The 18173-nt window shown below is 69.2% G+C and carries 17 protein-coding genes; 6 read left to right on the forward strand and 11 right to left on the reverse strand.

The genetic code is table 11. The annotated features are described in order from the left end of the window. The first annotated feature begins 1 nt into the window (after position 1). From EV651_RS24895 to EV651_RS24905, 3 genes are all read left to right on the forward strand, one after another. Complete coding sequence (locus tag EV651_RS24895; protein ID WP_133787648.1) at positions 2 to 1540, forward strand: cation acetate symporter; 1539 nt, start codon at positions 2 to 4, stop codon at positions 1538 to 1540. Between the two features lie 171 nt (positions 1541 to 1711). Beyond that, entirely contained in the window at positions 1712 to 2047 is a 336-nt protein-coding gene (locus EV651_RS24900) for a DUF485 domain-containing protein (protein WP_133787649.1), read from the forward strand. A gap of 11 nt (positions 2048 to 2058) precedes the next feature. After that, on the forward strand, positions 2059 to 3690 hold the full coding sequence (locus tag EV651_RS24905; RefSeq protein ID WP_133787687.1) for a cation acetate symporter: 1632 nt from the start codon (positions 2059 to 2061) through the stop codon (positions 3688 to 3690). Between the two features lie 191 nt (positions 3691 to 3881). On the opposite strand, the gene EV651_RS24910 is transcribed toward EV651_RS24905, so the two are convergent. The 3 genes from EV651_RS24910 to EV651_RS24915 are packed head-to-tail and all read right to left on the reverse strand — an operon-like array spanning position 3882 to position 6330. Continuing rightward, complete coding sequence (locus tag EV651_RS24910; protein WP_133787650.1) at positions 3882 to 5372, reverse strand: CYTH and CHAD domain-containing protein; 1491 nt, start codon at positions 5370 to 5372, stop codon at positions 3882 to 3884. Between the two features lie 20 nt (positions 5373 to 5392). Continuing rightward, positions 5393 to 5533, reverse strand: a complete 141-nt coding sequence (locus tag EV651_RS41520) for a hypothetical protein (RefSeq protein WP_166658761.1) — start codon at positions 5531 to 5533, stop codon at positions 5393 to 5395. Further along, positions 5530 to 6330, reverse strand: a complete 801-nt coding sequence (locus EV651_RS24915) for a methyltransferase (protein WP_133787651.1) — start codon at positions 6328 to 6330, stop codon at positions 5530 to 5532. The genes EV651_RS41520 and EV651_RS24915 overlap by 4 nt, the downstream gene beginning before the upstream one ends. A gap of 28 nt (positions 6331 to 6358) precedes the next feature. Here EV651_RS24915 and EV651_RS24920 point away from each other — a divergent pair, with 28 nt between their 5' ends. Further along, the gene (locus tag EV651_RS24920; RefSeq protein ID WP_133787652.1) at positions 6359 to 7840 is read left to right on the forward strand and encodes a PLP-dependent aminotransferase family protein; all 1482 of its coding nucleotides are present in this window, start codon (positions 6359 to 6361) and stop codon (positions 7838 to 7840) included. 58 nt (positions 7841 to 7898) lie between these two features. Here EV651_RS24920 and EV651_RS24925 read toward each other — a convergent pair whose 3' ends face one another. Further along, complete coding sequence (locus EV651_RS24925) at positions 7899 to 8885, reverse strand: hypothetical protein (RefSeq protein WP_133787653.1); 987 nt, start codon at positions 8883 to 8885, stop codon at positions 7899 to 7901. Positions 8886 to 8898: 13 nt separating this feature from the next. Next, positions 8899 to 10185 (reverse strand): MFS transporter, encoded by a 1287-nt coding sequence (locus tag EV651_RS24930; protein WP_133787654.1) that lies wholly within the window; start codon positions 10183 to 10185, stop codon positions 8899 to 8901. A 188-nt stretch (positions 10186 to 10373) separates the two neighbouring features. On the opposite strand from EV651_RS24930, the gene EV651_RS24935 reads away from it, so the two are divergent. After that, a complete protein-coding gene (locus EV651_RS24935; RefSeq protein WP_133787655.1) occupies positions 10374 to 11162 on the forward strand; it encodes a curculin (mannose-binding) lectin in 789 nt (262 codons plus the stop codon). 80 nt (positions 11163 to 11242) lie between these two features. Here EV651_RS24935 and EV651_RS24940 read toward each other — a convergent pair whose 3' ends face one another. Then, a complete protein-coding gene (locus tag EV651_RS24940; RefSeq protein WP_133787688.1) occupies positions 11243 to 11596 on the reverse strand; it encodes a sterol carrier family protein in 354 nt (117 codons plus the stop codon). An 89-nt stretch (positions 11597 to 11685) separates the two neighbouring features. On the opposite strand from EV651_RS24940, the gene EV651_RS24945 reads away from it, so the two are divergent. Then, entirely contained in the window at positions 11686 to 12315 is a 630-nt protein-coding gene (locus tag EV651_RS24945; protein ID WP_133787656.1) for a hypothetical protein, read from the forward strand. A 161-nt stretch (positions 12316 to 12476) separates the two neighbouring features. On the opposite strand, the gene EV651_RS24950 is transcribed toward EV651_RS24945, so the two are convergent. From EV651_RS24950 to EV651_RS24970, 5 genes are all read right to left on the reverse strand, one after another. Beyond that, positions 12477 to 14015 (reverse strand): alpha/beta hydrolase, encoded by a 1539-nt coding sequence (locus EV651_RS24950; RefSeq protein ID WP_133787657.1) that lies wholly within the window; start codon positions 14013 to 14015, stop codon positions 12477 to 12479. Then, positions 14012 to 14980, reverse strand: coding sequence for a regulatory iron-sulfur-containing complex subunit RicT (locus EV651_RS24955; RefSeq protein WP_133787689.1), 969 nt, complete (start codon positions 14978 to 14980; stop codon positions 14012 to 14014). The genes EV651_RS24950 and EV651_RS24955 overlap by 4 nt, the downstream gene beginning before the upstream one ends. A gap of 94 nt (positions 14981 to 15074) precedes the next feature. Continuing rightward, complete coding sequence (locus EV651_RS24960; RefSeq protein ID WP_133787658.1) at positions 15075 to 16061, reverse strand: DUF4190 domain-containing protein; 987 nt, start codon at positions 16059 to 16061, stop codon at positions 15075 to 15077. Positions 16062 to 16089: 28 nt separating this feature from the next. Next, on the reverse strand, positions 16090 to 16755 hold the full coding sequence (locus EV651_RS24965; RefSeq protein ID WP_133787659.1) for a DUF4190 domain-containing protein: 666 nt from the start codon (positions 16753 to 16755) through the stop codon (positions 16090 to 16092). 121 nt (positions 16756 to 16876) lie between these two features. After that, entirely contained in the window at positions 16877 to 18085 is a 1209-nt protein-coding gene (locus EV651_RS24970; RefSeq protein WP_133787660.1) for a DNA polymerase III subunit delta', read from the reverse strand. Positions 18086 to 18173 lie beyond the last annotated feature (88 nt).

Below are 18173 nucleotides of genomic sequence, written 5' to 3' on the forward strand. Positions count from 1 at the left end.
GATGTCTCCGGCGCTCAGCCTGACCGCGATCGGATTGGTGGTCGTGGCAACGATCGGGATCGGATTGTTCGGCCTGCGGATCTCGCGGACCACCAGCGACTTCTACGTCGCCAGCCGCGCGGTCAGCCCACGCTGGAACGCGTCGGCGATCAGCGGCGAGTACCTGTCCGCGGCGTCGTTCCTCGGCGTCGCCGGGCTCGTGCTGGTGAACGGCGCCGACATGCTGTGGTTCTCGGTCGGCTACACCGTCGGCTACCTGATGCTGCTGGTCCTGGTCGCCGCTCCGCTGCGCCGGTCCGGTGCGTACACGCTGCCCGACTTCGCCGAGACCCGCTTCGAGTCCCCCGTCGTACGTCGGATCTGCGCCGGGCTCGTGGTCGGCATCGGGACGCTCTACCTCCTGCCGCAACTGCACGGCGCCGGTCTCGCGGTCCAGACCGTCACGGGCGCGCCGCCGGAGGTGGGCGCGATGATCGTCGCGGTGATCGTGGTGATCAACGTGGCCGCGGGTGGGATGCGGTCGATCACGTTCGTCCAGGCCTTCCAGTACTGGCTCAAGCTGACCGCTCTCGCGACGCCGATCTTCGTCATCCTGCTCGTCTGGCACCAGCCCGTCGGAGTGCTCGACTCGTTGCACGGAGCAGCCGCCGAATGGGCCGAGCCGCTGTCCCGCGCGGGCGGTCGCGACCACCCGCTGTACGCGACCTATTCGTTGCTCCTGGCCCTTTGTTTCGGGACGATGGGGCTCCCGCACGTCCTGGTCCGCTTCTACACGAACCCCGACGGCCGCGCGGCCCGGCGTACAACTGTCGTCGTACTGGCGCTGCTCGGGCTGTTCTACCTCTTCCCACCGATGTACGCCGTACTCGGGCGGACGTTCGCGCCAGACCTGGTGAGCACGGGCGGGGACACCGTCGTACTCGAGCTGCCCGGCCGGGTTTTCCCTGGTACCACAGGGGATCTGCTCGGTGCGTTGGTCGCGGCGGGGGCGTTCGCGGCGTTCCTGTCGACGTCGTCGGGACTGACCGTCGCGATCGCCGGCGTGATCGACCAGGACCTGTTGCGGAGCCGATTGCACCGGTGGACCGGTGGTGACTACGTCGCGGTGAACAGCTTCCGGATCGCGGCGCTGATCGCGATGATCGTGCCGTACCTGGCGTTCACGGTGACCGGCGCGCTGAGCCTGGCGGACACCGTGGGACTCGCGTTCGCGTTGGCCGCGTCGACGTTCTGCCCCCTGCTGGTGCTGGGGATCTGGTGGCGGCGGATGTCGACGACCGGCGCCGCGGCCGGCCTGGTCGTCGGCGGGATCGCGGCCAGCGCGGCCGCGCTCGTGAACGTGTCCGGCGCGCCGCAAGGCGGTTGGCCGCGGGCGCTCGTCGGGCAGCCGGCCGCGTGGACGATGCCGCTCGCGTTCCTAACCGTCATCGTGGTCTCCAAGCTCACCCCGGACCGTATCCCGGCCGGCACGGCCCGCAGCATGGTCCGGCTCCACACCCCCGAGGCCGTCGATGTCGACCGGGGCCTGCCGTCCCGGTGACCGTTCGTCCCGGGATTCCTACCGTTCACCGCAGCTGAGTGATCCACCGAGCGACTGGTGTGGTCCGCTGAGCGACCGATGCGCGCCGGTGCTGTCGGGAGCACCGTGACCCAGGCCACAGTTGCCACGCCGGCTCCATACCGCCCGGCTTTATCCCTGGAGGTCCACGCGATGAGTGATATGCGCGATCGCGACCTGACGACGTACCGGGATGTCCAGTTGTCACCGGACTTCTCCGAGCTGCGTCGCCGGTTCCGGCGCTTCGTGTTCCCGATGACCGCGCTGTTCCTGGTCTGGTACTTCGTCTACGTCCTGCTCGCCGACTACGCGCACGGCTTCATGTCGCACAGGATCGGCGGCGGCAACATCACCGTGGCCCTGCTGTTCGGCCTCGGGCAGTTCGTGTCGACGTTCGCGATCACGATGATCTACGTCCGCTGGGCGGACCGCCGGATCGACCCGGACGCCGAGAAGCTGCGCCACCAGATCGAGGGAGCACCGCAGTGACCGCCCCGCTCATGTTGCCGCTGGCAACGGACATCGGTAACCCGACCGTCAACATCGTGATCTTCGCACTGTTCGTGCTGGCCACGCTGGCGATCGTCTTCCGGGCGTCGCGGAACAACAAGACCGCGGCCGACTTCTACGCCGGCGGCCGGTCGTTCACCGGCCCGCAGAACGGCATCGCGATCGCCGGCGACTACCTGTCCGCCGCGTCGTTCCTCGGCATCGCCGGCGCGATCGCGCTGAACGGGTACGACGGCTTCCTGTACTCCATCGGCTTCCTGGTGGCCTGGCTGGTCGCGCTGCTGCTGGTCGCCGAGCTGCTCCGGAACACCGGCCGGTTCACGATGGCCGACGTACTGTCGTTCCGGCTCAAGCAGCGGCCGGTCCGGATGGCGGCCGCGATCTCGACCCTCGGCGTCTGCTTCTTCTACCTGCTGGCGCAGATGGCAGGCGCCGGGGGTCTGGTCGCCCTGCTGCTCGGCGTGAGCAACCGGGCCGGGCAGAGCATCGTGATCGCGGTGGTCGGCATCCTGATGATCACCTACGTCCTGGTCGGCGGCATGAAGGGCACCACCTGGGTGCAGATCGTCAAGGCCGTGCTGCTGGTCATCGGCGCCGGAATCATGACGATCTGGGTGCTGGCGAAGTACACCTTCAACCTGTCCGGCCTGCTCGGTGCGGCCGTCGACAAGAGCCCGGCGGCCGGCGAGAAGCTGCTCAGCCCGGGTCTCCAGTACGGCGTCACCGGCGTCACCAAGCTGGACTTCATCTCGCTCGCGCTCGCCCTGGTGCTCGGCACCGCCGGCCTGCCGCACGTGCTGATGCGGTTCTACACGGTGCCGGACTCCAAGGAAGCACGCCGCAGTGTCAGCTGGGCGATCTGGATCATCGGCATCTTCTACCTGTTCACGCTGGTCCTCGGGTACGGCGCTGCCGCGATCGTCGGACCGGACCGCATCAAGGCCGCACCCGGCAAGGCGAACTCGGCCGCGCCACTGCTCGCCTTCGAGCTCGGTGGTGAGGTGCTGCTCGGTGTCATCTCGGCGGTCGCGTTCGCGACGATCCTGGCCGTGGTCGCCGGTCTGACGATCACCGCGAGTACGTCGTTCGCACACGACATCTACGGCCAGATCATCAAGAAGGGCCAGATCAGCGGCGACGGCGAGGTCCGCGTGGCGCGGTACACCGCGGTCGTGATCGGCATCGTTGCGATCATCGGCGGCATCTTCGCGAACGGCCAGAACATCGCCTTCCTGGTGGCCCTGGCGTTCGCGGTCGCGGCGAGTGCGAACCTGCCGACGATCCTGTACTCGCTGTTCTGGCGGCGCTTCAACACCCGCGGCGCTTTGTGGAGCATCTACGGCGGTCTGGCCTCGACGATCATCCTGATCGTCTTCAGCCCGGTCGTCTCCGGCAAGGTGGACGCGAAGACTCACAAGAGCCTGTCGATGATCACCGACACCGGGATCGACTTCCACTGGTTCCCGCTGGACAACCCCGGCATCGTCTCGATCCCGCTGGCGTTCCTGCTCGGCTGGCTCGGCACGATCACGAGCAAGGAGCCGGTCGACGTCGACCGCTTCGCCGAGATGGAGGTCCGCTCCCTCACCGGCGCCGGCGCCGAGAAGGCGGTCCACCACTGAAAGACCTGTCAGGCAGGCCCTGCTGATTCGACGCGGTCCTGCCTGGCAGCCCCACCCCCGCCCCCAGAGACGGACCCGGCCCCCTCCCCCCGGGTCCGTCTCGCACGTCCAGCCCTTTCCGGAACAAATCCGTCACCAGCCGCCAGAAATCTTCCGGAAAGACCCGGTGGAACCCGGCAATCGCGGGGGTATTACATGGTGAATTTGAGGGTGGGCCAGAGTTTGTAGAACGCTTCGCGGGAGGTGTTGCCTCGGGATTGTTCGGTGGCGTGGAGGAGGCCGTAGGTGAAGGGGTTGCCGCCTTCGGCGTAGACCTGCAGGGCGAGGTGGTGGAGGAGTTCGCGGGAGACGACCGAGTCCTGGTGTTCGCCGAGGATCTCCTGGACCTCCTCGGCGCGGGCGGCCAGGTCGGCGGCTTCGTCGGACAGGACGGGTACGGCGGACCCAGCGGCATACCGCAGGCGCTTCGACGCCTTGCGTACTTCGTGCAGCTCGTGGTCCTGCTCCGCGACAGTCTCGGCCTGCTGCGAACGGCGTACCGCCTTCCGCATCCGCCGGTAGTCGTGTTCGAGGAGGTCGCCGATCTGCTTGCTCGCCTTCCGGTCGTCGTCAGTCAACGGCGGATTCGCGACCAGCTCGTCCAAAGCATCCAGCAACCGGAAGTACCGCGGACTCTCCAGCGCGGCCAGCGCCCCGGCCCGTCCGTCCTTGTAGACCTGCCGCAGATGGTCGTCGATCCGCCCCGCGACGCGGCCCATCACCAGCTCGACCGGCTGCTCCGCGACCTCGGCCGCGAAGTGCTCACGCTGCACCTCCGCGTCTCGAGCAACCCCGAGCTCACCGGCCAGCCACTTCAACTCGGCCCGCAACGGGTCACCGACCGCACGGTCGATCACCGGACGGTACGTCGCCAGTGCCGACCGCAGCCGCCGCGTCGCGACCCGGAACTTGTGGATCGAGTCCGGGACGTCCCGCCGTACCTCGGGATCCCGTTCGCGGATCGCCTGCACCTGTGCACCGGCGTACGCACGGAACAGGTCCGACGTCCGCGGCTTCTTGGGCAAGGTCCATTCGTCGTACGCCGGAACGCGATCGCCGAGTGCCCTTGCGAGCTTGCTCGGACCGCTCGCCGGACGAGCGCCCGCAGCCTTCAGCAACTCACCCGCATCCTCGAGCAGCACGCCGTCGCCGTCGACCAGCTCGACCTCCCACTCCCGCCAGCTCTCCGGATCGCCGCCCTCGACCGTCGCCGTCACGTGATCGTCGGCGAGCTCCGCGAGGACACCGCCGTCCGCGTCGAGCAACCGATGGACGATGCGTCGGGTCTGCAGCGTCACGACCGGCGCCAACGGCTGGTCGCGGACATGCACGCGCACCGTACGGACGACCGCGATCGGCACGGTGCCCGCCGAGCCGAGCGGATATCGAACCTCGAGCCGTCCACCGGACGACGCCGGAAACTTCACGTGCCACCCGTCGTCCTCGCCGCCGGTACGTCGGCGAAGCGTCACCTTGTTCGCAGCCAGGTCGAGCTCAGGCGTGTCGTAGTACACCGCCTCCAGGTCGAGCTCGACCGGTTGCGCGACGCTCGCGACTCCCGGCAGCTCGTGCAGCGCCGGCAGGGGCGTGCTCGTGTCGACGTCGTACTTCGTCTCGATCTCGAGCTGCTCAGTCGGGGCCATACCCCTTGTCTACCAGGCGTTCATGAACATGCCCTGAGATCGGCGACCAGCCGTTGCAGATCGCGGTCGGTGCGGCCGCCGATCGTCGGCCGGAGCTGCCTGCGCCGATTGCGATTGAGGGCCCAGCAGGTCAATCCGATCAGGACGAGGAAGGCGATCATGTCGTGCCCACTCCTTTGAAGAACGTGTAGTGGAACGTGCCGCCGGGCTCGGCGGACTTCTCGAGGTCGCGGATGCCTGCGGCCCACTCGGTCTCGGTGCGCAGGCCGGCGGCGATCGCGCGGTCGCGGACGGACTCGACCATCGCGACGAAGGTCTTGCGGGTGAACCCGTCGACGAGGTGCGGGAGGGTCCGGTCGGCGTACACGGTGCGCGGTCCGACCTGTACGTCGGCGTACCCGGCCTGCTCGAGCAACGGCTGGAGCCGTCGGCCGATCAGCGAGTCGCCGCCCGCCGAAGCCTGCAGGTCGACGAGGCAGTCGATGACGGCTTGGGCCTGCCCGCTGCGCGGGTGGAAGAACGCGGACCCGTGATCGCCCTCGATCACGGTGATCGTGCCGCCGGGATTGAGGAGACCGCGGAGCCCGACGAGTGCGGCAACAGGGTCGGCGAGGTGCTCGAGGACGAAGCAGACGAAGACGTGGTCGAACTTCTCACCGGCCAGGTCGTGGAGGTCCGCGTGCCGCCAGTCGACGGTCGCGTCCGGCGCGTGTTCGGCGACCCGGGCCTTGGCCTGGGCGAGCGACGCTTCGGAGATATCGATCGAGACCAGGTCGATGCCGGGGCTTCGCGTGACCAGCTGAACGGTCTGTGCTCCCACTCCACAGCCGGCCTCCAGCACGCGGCTGCCGGGTGGGTAGGTGGTGCCGCCGTGCAGCAGGTCGGCGAGCGTGCCGGCCTGGTCGGACAGCCGGCGGGTCTCCGCCGGGGTGTAGCCGTGGACGTAGTCGGTTCCCATACCTCCAAGGTCGCGCCACAATGGTCCTGTGAACAGGTCCAATCCGGCGATAAGTGGCAGGTCCAATGGCGGGGCGGACTTCCTCCAGCTCGACCCGGCCGACGCACCGCCCGGCGGTCTCGCGGATTGGCTCACCGATCGGCTGCGGACGGCCATCTCCACCGGCCACCTCCCGGTCGGCACCCGCCTGCCGGCGACTCGCACTCTCGCGACCGACCTCGGACTCTCCCGAGGTGTGGTCACCGAGTCGTACCAGCGCCTCACCGAGGACGGCCACGTCTCGACCCACGGCCGCCGCGGAACTGTCGTCGTCGCCGCCCCGATGCTCGGTGACGTCCGAACGTCCGAGGGCCCACGCTCCGTCGGGCGGGAGAGCCTGGTGGTGGCCGACGACGTGTTCGACCGGTTGCGGGATCTGCCGGCGCGGATCGACCTGACACCCGGGGTACCCGACCTCGCGGCGTTTCCGCGAAGCGCCTGGCTGCGCGCGGAGCGAGCAGTGCTGGCGAACCTGGAGTCGGCCGATTTCGGGTACGGCGATCCTGCGGGTACGCCGACGTTGCGACGTGCGGTCGCGGCCTGGCTGGCGCAGTACCGCGGGATCACCGCGGACCCGGACGACCTGATCATCGTGGCCGGCGTGGCCCAGGCGATCGGGCTCGTGGCCCAGATGCTCGACCGGCACGGCATCCACGAGATCGCGGTCGAGGACCCCGGCTCGCTCGGTTCCCGTCAGCACCTGCAGAACTGGGGCATGCGGACGCCGCCGATCCCCGTCGACGATCGCGGGCTGCAGGTCGACGTACTGCGGAATTCCGGGGCCGGCGCGGTGATGGTGACACCGGCGCACCACTTCCCGACCGGCGTCGTACTGGACGGCGAGCGTCGTCGCGAGCTGATCCAGTGGGCGACGGACGGCGGACTGGTCATCGAGGACGACTACGACGCCGAGCACCGGTACGACCGGCCGCCGGTCCCCGCGCTCCGCGCGATGCTGCCCGACCAGGTGATCTACACCGGCAGCGTGTCCAAGCTGCTCGCCCCCGCACTACGGATCGGGTGGATGCTCGCACCCCCGCAGTACAAGGAAGAACTGATCGCCCGCAAGCGCCTGGCGGACCTCGGCAACGCGGGTCTCCCGCAACTCACCCTCGCCGCTCTGATGGAGTCCGGCGAACTCGAGCGCCAGCTCCGTTTCCTCCGCCGCCGGCACCGCACCCGCCGCGACGCGATGGTCGCCGCCATCCGCAACCACTTGCCCACCGCAACCATCCACGGCGCCGCCGCCGGCCTGCACCTCACGATCACCTTCACCGATCGAGCCGAGGGCGACGACACAGAACTGGCCGCGGCCGCTCTGGAAGCCGGCGTCAAAACCCATCCCCTCTCGTGGCACTGTCAACTCCCGCACGCCCCCGGCCTGGTCCTCGGCTACGCCGCCCGAACCCCCACCGAAATCACCGAAGCCATCACCACCATCGCGAAGGTCAGCCCGACCGCCCAACTTTGAGAAGCCACCAACCAAGAATCGACGACGAAAACGGTCGGTGGCTTCTCAAAGTTGGAGTTCAGCGGGTGTAGACGGGGGACATCGCGAGGGCGAACTGGGTCATCAGGTCCGGGTTGATCGCGCGGGCGGGGAGGGGGACCAGGTCGACGATCTTGTCGTCGCCGACGCGGATCGTCGTACGGCCGGTGGCGGTGTCGACGTACCCCTCGTCGCCGAGCGGGATGGACTGCGAGGTCGCGAGCTTGCGGATCGGGGCCATCAGCGCCTTGGCGTCCCGCTCCCGGCGTACCGAGGTCGACACCACGCTCGTCGAGGTCATCCAGCCGCAGACCGGGTCGCCGAGGAGGGTCTGACCGTCGCGCCGGGCCATCGCCGGTGCGCCCAGCACCTTCTCGGCCGCCGCCGTACCGCGATCACACTCGGGGCGCGTGATCAGCCGCTCGGCGTCCGGCAGCCCCGGAGCCTGCCGCACGACCTCCTGGCCGAGCGCGACGTACTTCGCAAGGGTCGCCTGCGGACCGGAGAGCTTGTACATCTTGCCGCCCAGCAGGAACACCAGGAACGTACTCGTGCCGTACCCGCCCTGGCCGACCTTGGCGGGCAGCGCAGGCTCGCGCGGATGCGCGGCGTACGCCTTCTGGGTCGCCGCCAGCATCGCCTTCGTAGCCGGAAGCACCGAGACTCCGACCCTCAGCACCGGGCCGTTAGGGCTGGCGCTGAGCGCGAACTGACACACGTCGTACGTCGGGATGCCGAGCTCGGCCGGCGGTGCCTTGGGCTGGATGTTCGCAACCGGCACCGCGAGCGTGGTCTGCACGAAGGTGGGGTCCATCCGCACGCACAACGTGTCGGCGACCTTGGACGTCTCCGACGGCGTCTCGGACGGCGTCACCGAAGGCGTCGGCGAGGGGGTCTCCGAGTTCGGTGCGGTGCTCATCGACACCAGCGGCGGCACGCTCGGCGAGTCCTCGTCCGCCGGACCGCTACAGCCCGCGAGCAGTACGACGGTCAGCGCGGAGGCAGTCACTACCCGGCGGATACGCATGATGACTCAGACCTTAACCCGCAGACCGGAGCTCTCTTTCGCGGACCGCGTGTTCGTCGGTACGGGCGTCGTACCGCCAGAACTCGCGCAGCCAGACGGACGTGGCGACCACGCCGGCGACACACAGCACGCCGCCGCTGACGATCGCGGTCCGGACCGTGGTGAGGTCCGCGACCAGCCCGGAGCGGGCCTGACCGCCGAGCGGTCCGAGCGAGTAGCCGAGCATCTCGATCCCGGCCAGCCGCCCGCGCATCTCGTCGGGGATCGTCTGGTTCCAGATCACCGAACGGAACAGCACCGACACCATGTCGGCCGCGCCGGCCACCGCGAAGAACGCGATCGCGAACCAGATGTTCGGCGCCAGCCCGGCGATCCCGACCGCGGCGCCCCAGCCGATCGTGGCCAGCACCACCGCCCGCCCCTGGTGATGGACGTGTTTCGCCCAGCCGCTGGTCAGGCTGGCGCACATCGCCCCGATCGCCTCCGCGCTGTACAGCAGGCCGAGCAGCTTCGGTTCCTTCAGGATGTCCGTCGCGAACGCCGGGAACAGCACGATCGGCATCGCCAGGAACATCCCGACCATGTCGACCAGGTACGTCGCCAGCAGGTCCTTGCGGCGGAACGCGTAGACGATGCCGCCGCCGATCGCCCGCAGACTCGGCGCCGTGGACTGCTCGCCGGCGCGGTACGAACCGAGCCGGGCGTAGAGCAGCGTCGCGAACACGATGCCGGCCAGCTCGACCGAGAACGCCCAGGTCACGCCGACCGATCCGACCAGGACACCGCCCAGGGCCGGACCGGCGAGCTGCCCGATCTGCGAGGTCAGCGAGCTCAGCGCGACCGCGGCCGGAATCTCCTGGTGCTTCACCACCCGCGGAAGGAGCGCTTCCCGCGACGGCCGCTGCAGCGAGGTAGCGATCGCGTTCAGCCCGCCGCAGACGTAGATCAGCCAGACCTGCGGGTGCGGGAGCAGCGTGTTGGCGACCATCAGCGCGGAGATCACGACCTGCGCGAGGCCGGTGGACACGAGCAGCGTGCGGCGTTCGACGTGGTCGGCGAGCGCACCGCCGTACAGGCCGAACACGATCAGCGGGACGATCGTCACCAGGCCCATCGCGCCGACCGCGAAGTTCGATCCGGTGAGTTGGTAGAGCTGGTACGGCAGGGCGACGTACCCGACCATGCCGCCGAGGAAGAACACCGACCCCGCGACGAGCAGGATGCGGAAATCGCGGGAACCACGCCACGGAGTCAGATCGACACGCAACCGGGCCAGCCGCGCACTCAGACTTGCTGCCACCGGGACATAGTGACAGGTCCGACCAGCTGGGACGAACCTGATTTCCGGCCGCCCTTTCGACCAGTATCGAATCGTTCGGCCGGGGACCCGATGCCTCCCTACCGTGGAACCGATTGGTTGCCCAGGGCGTCAATCTCACCGGCCCGGGAGGAGCCCGGCCGGTCCTCGGGAATCGGAGAAAGAACCGCATGATCTCGATCAAGTCGGCGCGCACCCGGCTGCTCGCCACCCTGGCCGCAGGCGCGGCCGCCGGCGCCACCCTGCTTGTTCCCACCGCGGCACAGGCCGCACCGACTGTCGTCACCAGCGCCACCGCCGTGTCGTCGGTGCTCAAGCCGGGCCAGTACCTGAAACCGGGGCAGTACCGCCGGTCTCCCAACGGGGTTTACACGCTCATCATGCAGACCGACGGTAACGCCGTGCTGTACAAGGGCCGTACCGCACTCTGGGCGAGCATGACGAACCGCAAGTCCTCGACACTGATCATGCAGCGCGACGGCAACCTGGTGGTCGTTTCCGGCCGGACGCCGGTCTGGGCCAGCAACACCGGCGGCAGCACCGGCGCATACCTCGCGGTGCAGAACGACTCCAACCTGGTCATCTACAACATCCGCAACAAGGCGGTCTGGTACCGCCACATGGTGATCGGCACGCTCGGCTCCGGCCGGGTCCTGAAGGCGTACGACCTGCTGGTCTCGCCCAACCGGATCTTCCGGCTGCAGATGCAGACCGACGGCAACGCGGTGATCGTGAAGAACGGCAAGACCCCGATCTGGAGCACCAAGACGATCAGCAAGGGCGCGTACGCCGTCATGCAGCAGGACGGCAACTTCGTCGTCTACAGCGCCACGAAGCGCGCGCTCTGGTCCTCCAAGAGCGTCCGCAAGGGCTCCGTCCTGCAGATGCAGAACGACGGCAACCTGGTGGTCGTCTACGGCCGCACCCCGATCTGGGCCAGCGGTACAGGGGGCCGCTGACCCGGCAATTTGCCTGGCTGACCCAGCAAGTTGGGGGTTCCGCACCCCGAATAAGGGTGCGGAACCCCCGATTTCGTGGGTCAGCCAGGCAAATGCGGGACGAGGGGGAGCAGGGCGGACAGGTCGGTGCGTTCGCCGCTGGCGCGGAGTTTGCCGGTCATCCGGGCGTCGGGCCAGGCGATGCGGCCGAGGGCCACGTCGATCCACAGGTCCGGCGGCATCTCGATGACCGCGCCCGGCGTACCGCGAGTGTGTCGCGGGCCCTCGATGCACTGCACGGCGCCGTACGGCGGGACTCGTACCTCGACCGCGTGGCCGGGTGCTTTCGCGACCAGCCGTTGCAGCAGTTCTTTGGTGAGCAGTTTCAGATCGGCGCGTTCCGCCGTACCGTCGTCATAGCGTCGCAAGGCCTGCCGGAACGCGGCATCGGACATCTCCACGACGTGCCAGCGTACGCGGCAGTTTGCGGTGACGCCCCTCTCGTCGGGGATAATCGGCCCGGAGAGAGGGAAGCGAGGTCGGGATGCTCACGCCCAGGCACCAGGCGCTGCTGATGACGCTGGCGGGAATGACCGTCGGTGTCGCCGTGTTCGGCACAGTCGTCGCCGTGAACGGTGGCAATCCGTTCACCGCCCACGACACGCCGGTGGGGATCGTGACTCCGTCGCCGTCCGGCACCCCGAGCCGTGGGGACGGGCTGCAAGCCGACGGGCTGCAGTACGTCGTACAGAACTTCGGCACCGACGACGACCCGGTGTCGTCCGAGGTCCCGGCCGGGTGGAAGAGCGCTCAGAGCGGCACCCGCCCGAAGTTCGTCGACCCGACCGGTGTCTGGCAGATCCGGTTCGACACGCGGGGCAGCAAGCAGAGCCCCGACCAGCTGGTCGCGAACCGTGAGCGGAGCATCGACGAGAGCGGCCTGAAGGTGCTCAGCCGCGACAACGGCACACTCGTCTACACGTACGTCGACAAGAGCCGCGGTCCCCGGATGGGTCTGTCGCGCTGGGTCTCGCTCGACGACGGCGAGACGTCAGCGGTCGAAATCACCGTCGGCGGCCGCCCGCAGGACGAGGCCGGCCTGCGCGCCGTCCTCCAGCACGCCACCGACACCCTCAAACTCCCGGTCGACCCGGGCGACGACCGCCCGAACTAGGGCGTGTCTCCCGGTCCCACGCCGTCGCGAGCAGGTGCTCGGCGGAGTGCTTCGGCGAGCGGGAGCGGAGGGGTCGATGTGGTGTCATCGTTCCCTTCGCTCCCGCTCGGCGAGGTGCCCGCCGAGTGCCGCGCAGTAGGCGTGGGGCCGGGAGACGCGTCCTAACACTTGATGTCGGCGGCGGGCGTGTTGCCCTGCACGAGGTAGCTCTCCACGACGTTCTTCACGCACGCGTTGCCCGACAGGTATGCCGTGTGACCGTCGCCCTCGCGGGTGACGAGGATGCCGTTCTCGAGCTGGTGCGCGAGGCCGACCGCCCATTCGTACGGCGTGGCCGGGTCGCGCGTCGTACCGAGGACCATGATCGGCTTCGAGCCGGCCGCCTTGATCTCGTGCGGCTTGTCCGTCGGCTTCACCGGCCAGTTGATGCAGGACGCCGACGACCAGGCGAGGAACTCCCCGAACCGCGGTGAGGCGGCCTTGAACTCCGGCACCTCCGCCTGGAGCTGCGCGATCGACGTGACGTCCGGCCGGTCGGAACAGTTGACCGCGATCTGGACCTCGTTCGCGTTGTCGGCATACCCGGACGGCTTGCGGTCGGTGTACTCGTCGGCCATCGCGAGCAGCCGCGCGCCGTTCCCGGCGAGCCCGTCGACGACGGCGTCCTCGAGCCGGGGCCAGAACTCCTTCAGGTACAGCGGGTAGACCAGACCGAGGATGACCAGGGCCTGTGTGACCTGGCGCTGCCCGTCGCCCGGCAGCGGGTGCGCGTCGCTGTCCTTGATCAGCTTGTCGACCTTGGCCAGCACCTCGTTCTTGCTGCTGCCCAGCTTGCAGGAGCGCTGCGCACAGTCCTCCGCGAACGCGTCCAGCGCCTTGTCGAAGCCCTTCGCCTGCGCCATCCCCATCTGCTGGGAAGAGATCGCCGGGTCGACGGCGCCGTCCAGCACCAGCCGGCCGACGTTCTTCGGGAACAACTCGGCGTACGTCGCACCGAGGTAGGTGCCGTACGACATGCCCAGGTAGTAGAGCTGCGGGTCCCCGACGATGCCGCGCAGTACGTCGATGTCGCGGGCCGCGTCCTTGGTGTTCACATGCGGCAGGAGCTCACCGGAGCGCTGCTTGCAGCCGGCCACGAAGGTCTTGGCCTGCTTTTCGACGTCGGCGACCTCGGCGGGAGTGTCCGGGCTGCCGTCGGCGGCGATCATCGCGTCCAGCTGCGCGGTGTCCAGGCACTTCACCGGAGTGGATTCGCCGACGCCGCGCGGGTCCCAGCCGATGATGTCGAACTTCCGCAGCAGCGACGACCCGAACAGCATCGGCACCTGCGCGGCGAAGTCCTGCCCGGACGCGCCGGGGCCGCCCGGGTTGATGAACAGCGTGCCGATCCGGCCGCCGCGGTCCTTCGCGAGCACCTTCCGGGCGCGCAGCTCGATCGTCTGGCCGGTCGGCTTGGTGTAGTCCAGCGGGACCTCGATGGTCGTGCACTGCTGGTTGGTGCCGCAGCGCTCCCAGTCCGGCTGCTGCTGGTAGAACTTCTCCAGCCCGGCCGGGATCGGGCCTACCGGTCCGCTGGGCGGGTTGCTGCCGACGCCGGGCGCCGTACCGCCGTCGGCGTCCTGCGCGCGACTCGCTACCCCACATCCGCTCGCGAGCACCGCAAGAGCTGCCACCAGCACGGTCGACTTGCGGAATCTCACTGCCCGGTTTCTCCCTCGTCGTCATCGTGGTGCAGGCGGCGCCGGCGGCGTGGTTTCCGCACCCGCCGCTCCTCGGCCGGCTCCGGCTGCTCGGGCGCCGCACTCGTCTCGGGTACGACGGGTGCCGCGTCCGGGGTCGTCGTACTGGAGGCCTCGTACTGCTGCCGCGGCGAGCAGACGTCGGCCCGGCTGCACGCGCAGCGCCGGCCCGAGGCCGCGAGCCGGACGACCACGGTGTCGCTCGGCACGTTGTGCCCGACCACCACTCCATCACCCGCGGGGGTCTCCACCGCGGACCCGAGCGCCGGAGCCTTCGCGTTGAACTCCTGGTAGAGCGGGTGCTCGTACTTCAGGCAGCACATCAGGCGGCCGCAGGCACCGGAGATCTTCAACGGGTTCAGCGGCAGGTCCTGGTCTTTCGCCATCCGCACACTGACCGGCTCGAAGTCCTTCAGGAACGTCGCGCAACACAGGTCCCGCCCACACGGCCCGATACCGCCCTGCAACCGCGCCTCGTCGCGGGCACCGACCTGCCGCAGCTCGATCCGCGCCCGCAAGGCCCGGGCCAGATCCCGGACGAGCTCACGGAAATCGACCCGGTGCGGCGCCGAGAAGTACACGATCACCAACTGGTCGATATCCGGGCGCCGGTCGACGAAATCGATCCCGACCACCTTCATCGGCAGGTCGTGCTCGCGGATCGTCCGCTTGGCGATCACCCGCGCGTCCGCCCGCCGCTGCCGGTTCTGCTCGTCGCGGTCCAGGTCCGTCGCGGTCGCGATCCCCGCGCACAACGGCAGCCCACCGATGTCCTCGGTCACGTACTGCGGCGCCCACACACACTCCGCCACCTCGGGGCCGTCGTCGGTAGGCACCAGCACCTTCTCCCCCACCCGGGGCCGAAACTCACCCGGGTCAAGGTAGTAAAGCCGCCCGTACCGCTCGAACGACACCGCCATCACCATGCCCACGGGGTCAGAGTACGGGGCGTTGCACAGGAAGTGGTCGCCCTACACAGTAAATAACCTGTTCACCGCCCCCGGCGCGGGGGTTACGCCCCTACCGATGGCTGTTCTTCACGGTGCCGGTGAGTTTGTCGTCGTCGGGGCCGAACGCGGCGCACAGAACCCGGTGATCGCCGTCGTTCCAGGCACCTTTGCTGGGCGTCCACCAGTCCAGATACAGCTCGGACTGGTCACGCGACTTCCCCACGTACGTGCCGAACACCGGTCCACAAGCGCGGTCAGCCTGCTTGTTGATGGCGCTGTCACCCGGGTACGTCGCACCGGGAAGCGTCACGACCCCCACGACCTCGCCGTCGTGCTCAGCCAGACAGGGCTGCCGGACCACCTCGTCCTCTTCTCCGCCCTCGTCGAAGCACTCGCCGACCGTCAGATCGTCGACGTACGTGGTCGGACCCGAGGTGGACGACGTCACCGGATCCGGACCGCTGTAGTCGTCGTCGGAGGAACCGAGCGCGACGACGAGGACGATCAGCAGCGTGTAGCCGAGCGTCACCAGGGATCCCATCACCAGACCGGCGATCGCCATCCCTTTGCCTTCTTGCCGGCTCCGCTTGATCTGCACGAGCGCGGCGATGCCGAGCCCGATCGCCACCGGCGCTGACACCCCGATGACGAAACCGCCGAGCCCGGTCACGAGCGCCGCGGTCGCCAGCCCGTTCGTCCCACCCGAGCCGCTGTACCCGTAACCGCCGTACCCATAGCCGTAGCCGTACGGCCCCGGCGCCTGCCCGGGCGGCGGATACTGCCCGGGCCCGTATCCCTGCCCGTACGCCGGACCACCGGGTGCCTGCCCGTACGGCGACTGCTGCGACCCGTACGACGGCTGCCCAGGCGCAGCCCACGGCGCCCCACCCTGCGCATTACCGGGCGCATTACTTGGCGTACTACCGGGCGCTCCAGGTCCCCCAGGCGCTTGCGGCCGTCCGTAGGTCGGGAACGCCCGCGTCGGATCGTGCGGCCTGTCCTGTGGCCGGTCGTCCTGTGGTCGTTCCGGCTCCGGGCCGTACGGTGGCTGACTCACGCTACCCCCACTGAATCCCCCGCGGGCATTACCGCTGTGATCCGCGCATCGTACCCGTCAGGTGGGTCCCGGGCATGCCGACCAGACACAGGACGTTGCCGTCAGCAACAGCGCGGTCCTCGAGGACGACGTAGTACATGTCCAGCTCGGACCGTTCGTACGGCGTCCCCACGAACTCCACGAACGCGCCGGCGCACTGCTGTGTGGCGACGGTCCCGGTCTGCGCGGTCGACAACCCGACCAGCGCGGCCTGCACCTTCGCGTACGCCTCCCCGGTGTGCGCCGTGGCGCAGTCCGCGATCCGTACCAGTCGCAGCGTCGCGGCCTCCAGGTCCGCGTCGAAGCAGCGGCCGACCTCCACCTGCGAGATCGACACGGTCCTGCCGATGCCCTGCCGGTGCTCGGCGACCAGGTTGAGCGTGACCGCGACACCGATCGCGATCACCCAGCACAGCGACACCGCCAAAGCGCCGTACGCGAGCCGCTTCCCGTGCCCGCCGGCGCGCTTGATCCGCCGCAGCGCCACCCCGGCCAGCACGACCGCGATCGGCACCAGCCCCGGCAGGCTGACCGCGAATGCCGCAACGGCGTACCCGTCCTGCCGCCCCTTCGGCGCCGGAATACCCTCCAGCCAAGACTCAGCCGACGGCAACGACTGCCGCACAGGCTGCATCTCGGAGGGCGGTTGGGTCATCTGGGTCCGTTCGCGGCAAGTGAGGCCGAGCGGACTGCTCCGACCCGTCACCCAGTAATCGGACTTGCCGGTCTCGGTGTTACAGGTTCCGCCCAGTTATCGGACGTGCGCGACGCACCACTCAGCGCTGCGGGCGCCTGGGGATCGTGAAGCCGTCACTGCGGCCCTCGAACAGACCGACCGTCATGGCCTCGAGCGCGACCAGCGGCGCCACGTTCGCCTCGATCGCGTCCCGGCACATGGCGATCGCGTCGATCCGGCGTACCGTCTGCTCGGGCGTCGTCCGACTCCCGAGCTGCTCGATGTTGCGCTGCAGCTCGGCGTTGATCAGCTCGCTGCCGGCTCCGGTCTGCACCACCAGCACATCGCGGTAGAGCGCCATCAGGTCGACCAGCGAACGGTCCAGAACGTCGCGTTCCCACCGCTTGGCACGGGCCTTCTGCTGCTCCTCGAGCTCCTTCAGCGCCGCGTTCGCCTCGCGCGGCCGGGCGCCCTTCGTGCCGACGCCGAGCGCCTGCTCGAGCGCGGCCCGCTCCTTCTCGTCGACCTTCTCCGCGCTGGCCTTGGCCTCTTCCTTGGCCGCCTCCACCAGCCGCTGCGCCGCCTTCAGGCAGGCCCCGAGATCGCGCAGCGCGAACGGCACCTCCAGCACCTTGTTCCGCCGCTCGCGCACCGCCTCGTCGCGGGCCAGCGCCCGCGCCCGGCCGATGTGGCCCTGCGCGGCCCGCGCCGCGAACCAGGCCAGGTCCTGGCCGATGTCGAGGGTCCGGCTCAGCATGTCCGCAACCGCGGCGACCGGCGGCGTGCGCAGCACCAGCAGGCGGCAGCGGGACCGGATCGTCGGTACGACGTCCTCGACCGTCGGCGCGCACAACACCCAGACGGTCCGCGGCGACGGCTCCTCGATGCTTTTCAGCAACGCGTCCGCGGCCTGCTCGGTGAGCCGATCCGCGTCCTCGACGACCATCACCTGCCACCGGCCCTGGGTCGGGCTCATCGCAGCCCGGCGGACCAGCTCGCGGACCTCACTGACCCGGATCGACAGCAGCTCGGTGCGGATCAGCGACACGTCCGGGTGCGCGCCGCTCAGCGCCGTACGGCATTCGTTGCACTCGCCGCAGCCGTCGTTCTTGCACTGCAGCGCGGCCGCGAACGCCCGACCCGCGTTCGATCGGCCGGATCCGGGTGGTCCCGTGATCAGCCAGGCGTGCGTCATCCCAGCGACCGCAGGACCTCGCTCACCCCGCAGTACCGCAGCAGCGCCTTCGACAGCTTTCCGCAGTACGGCGACCGCGGGCTCCTGCCCGACCAGGTCGTCCCAGCCGGTCACTAGGGCACCATCCTTGCTGTGGGCACCGATATGGTGCTTGCTGTTGGGACTCGGCGGGAGCCGGGGTGACGGTCTAGGTCGGTCGCTC

This window comes from Kribbella sp. VKM Ac-2571, from assembly GCF_004362255.1.
GTDB lineage: Bacteria > Actinomycetota > Actinomycetes > Propionibacteriales > Kribbellaceae > Kribbella > Kribbella pratensis.

Excerpts from the sequence above, each read along its gene's own strand:
- EV651_RS41520 (WP_166658761.1), bottom strand. The coding sequence starts at position 5,533 with ATGATCGCCTTCCTCGTCCTGATCGGATTGACCTGCTGGGCCCTCAAT.
- EV651_RS24955 (WP_133787689.1), bottom strand. The coding sequence starts at position 14,980 with ATGGTGATGGCGGTGTCGTTCGAGCGGTACGGGCGGCTTTACTACCTT.
- EV651_RS24965 (WP_133787659.1), bottom strand. The coding sequence starts at position 16,755 with ATGACCCAACCGCCCTCCGAGATGCAGCCTGTGCGGCAGTCGTTGCCG.
- EV651_RS24900 (WP_133787649.1), top strand. The coding sequence starts at position 1,712 with ATGAGTGATATGCGCGATCGCGACCTGACGACGTACCGGGATGTCCAG.
- EV651_RS24895 (WP_133787648.1), top strand. The coding sequence starts at position 2 with ATGTCTCCGGCGCTCAGCCTGACCGCGATCGGATTGGTGGTCGTGGCA.
- EV651_RS24935 (WP_133787655.1), top strand. The coding sequence starts at position 10,374 with ATGATCTCGATCAAGTCGGCGCGCACCCGGCTGCTCGCCACCCTGGCC.
- EV651_RS24925 (WP_133787653.1), bottom strand. The coding sequence starts at position 8,885 with ATGCGTATCCGCCGGGTAGTGACTGCCTCCGCGCTGACCGTCGTACTG.
- EV651_RS24945 (WP_133787656.1), top strand. The coding sequence starts at position 11,686 with ATGCTCACGCCCAGGCACCAGGCGCTGCTGATGACGCTGGCGGGAATG.
- EV651_RS24940 (WP_133787688.1), bottom strand. The coding sequence starts at position 11,596 with ATGTCCGATGCCGCGTTCCGGCAGGCCTTGCGACGCTATGACGACGGT.
- EV651_RS24905 (WP_133787687.1), top strand. The coding sequence starts at position 2,059 with ATGTTGCCGCTGGCAACGGACATCGGTAACCCGACCGTCAACATCGTG.
- EV651_RS24915 (WP_133787651.1), bottom strand. The coding sequence starts at position 6,330 with ATGGGAACCGACTACGTCCACGGCTACACCCCGGCGGAGACCCGCCGG.
- EV651_RS24910 (WP_133787650.1), bottom strand. The coding sequence starts at position 5,372 with ATGGCCCCGACTGAGCAGCTCGAGATCGAGACGAAGTACGACGTCGAC.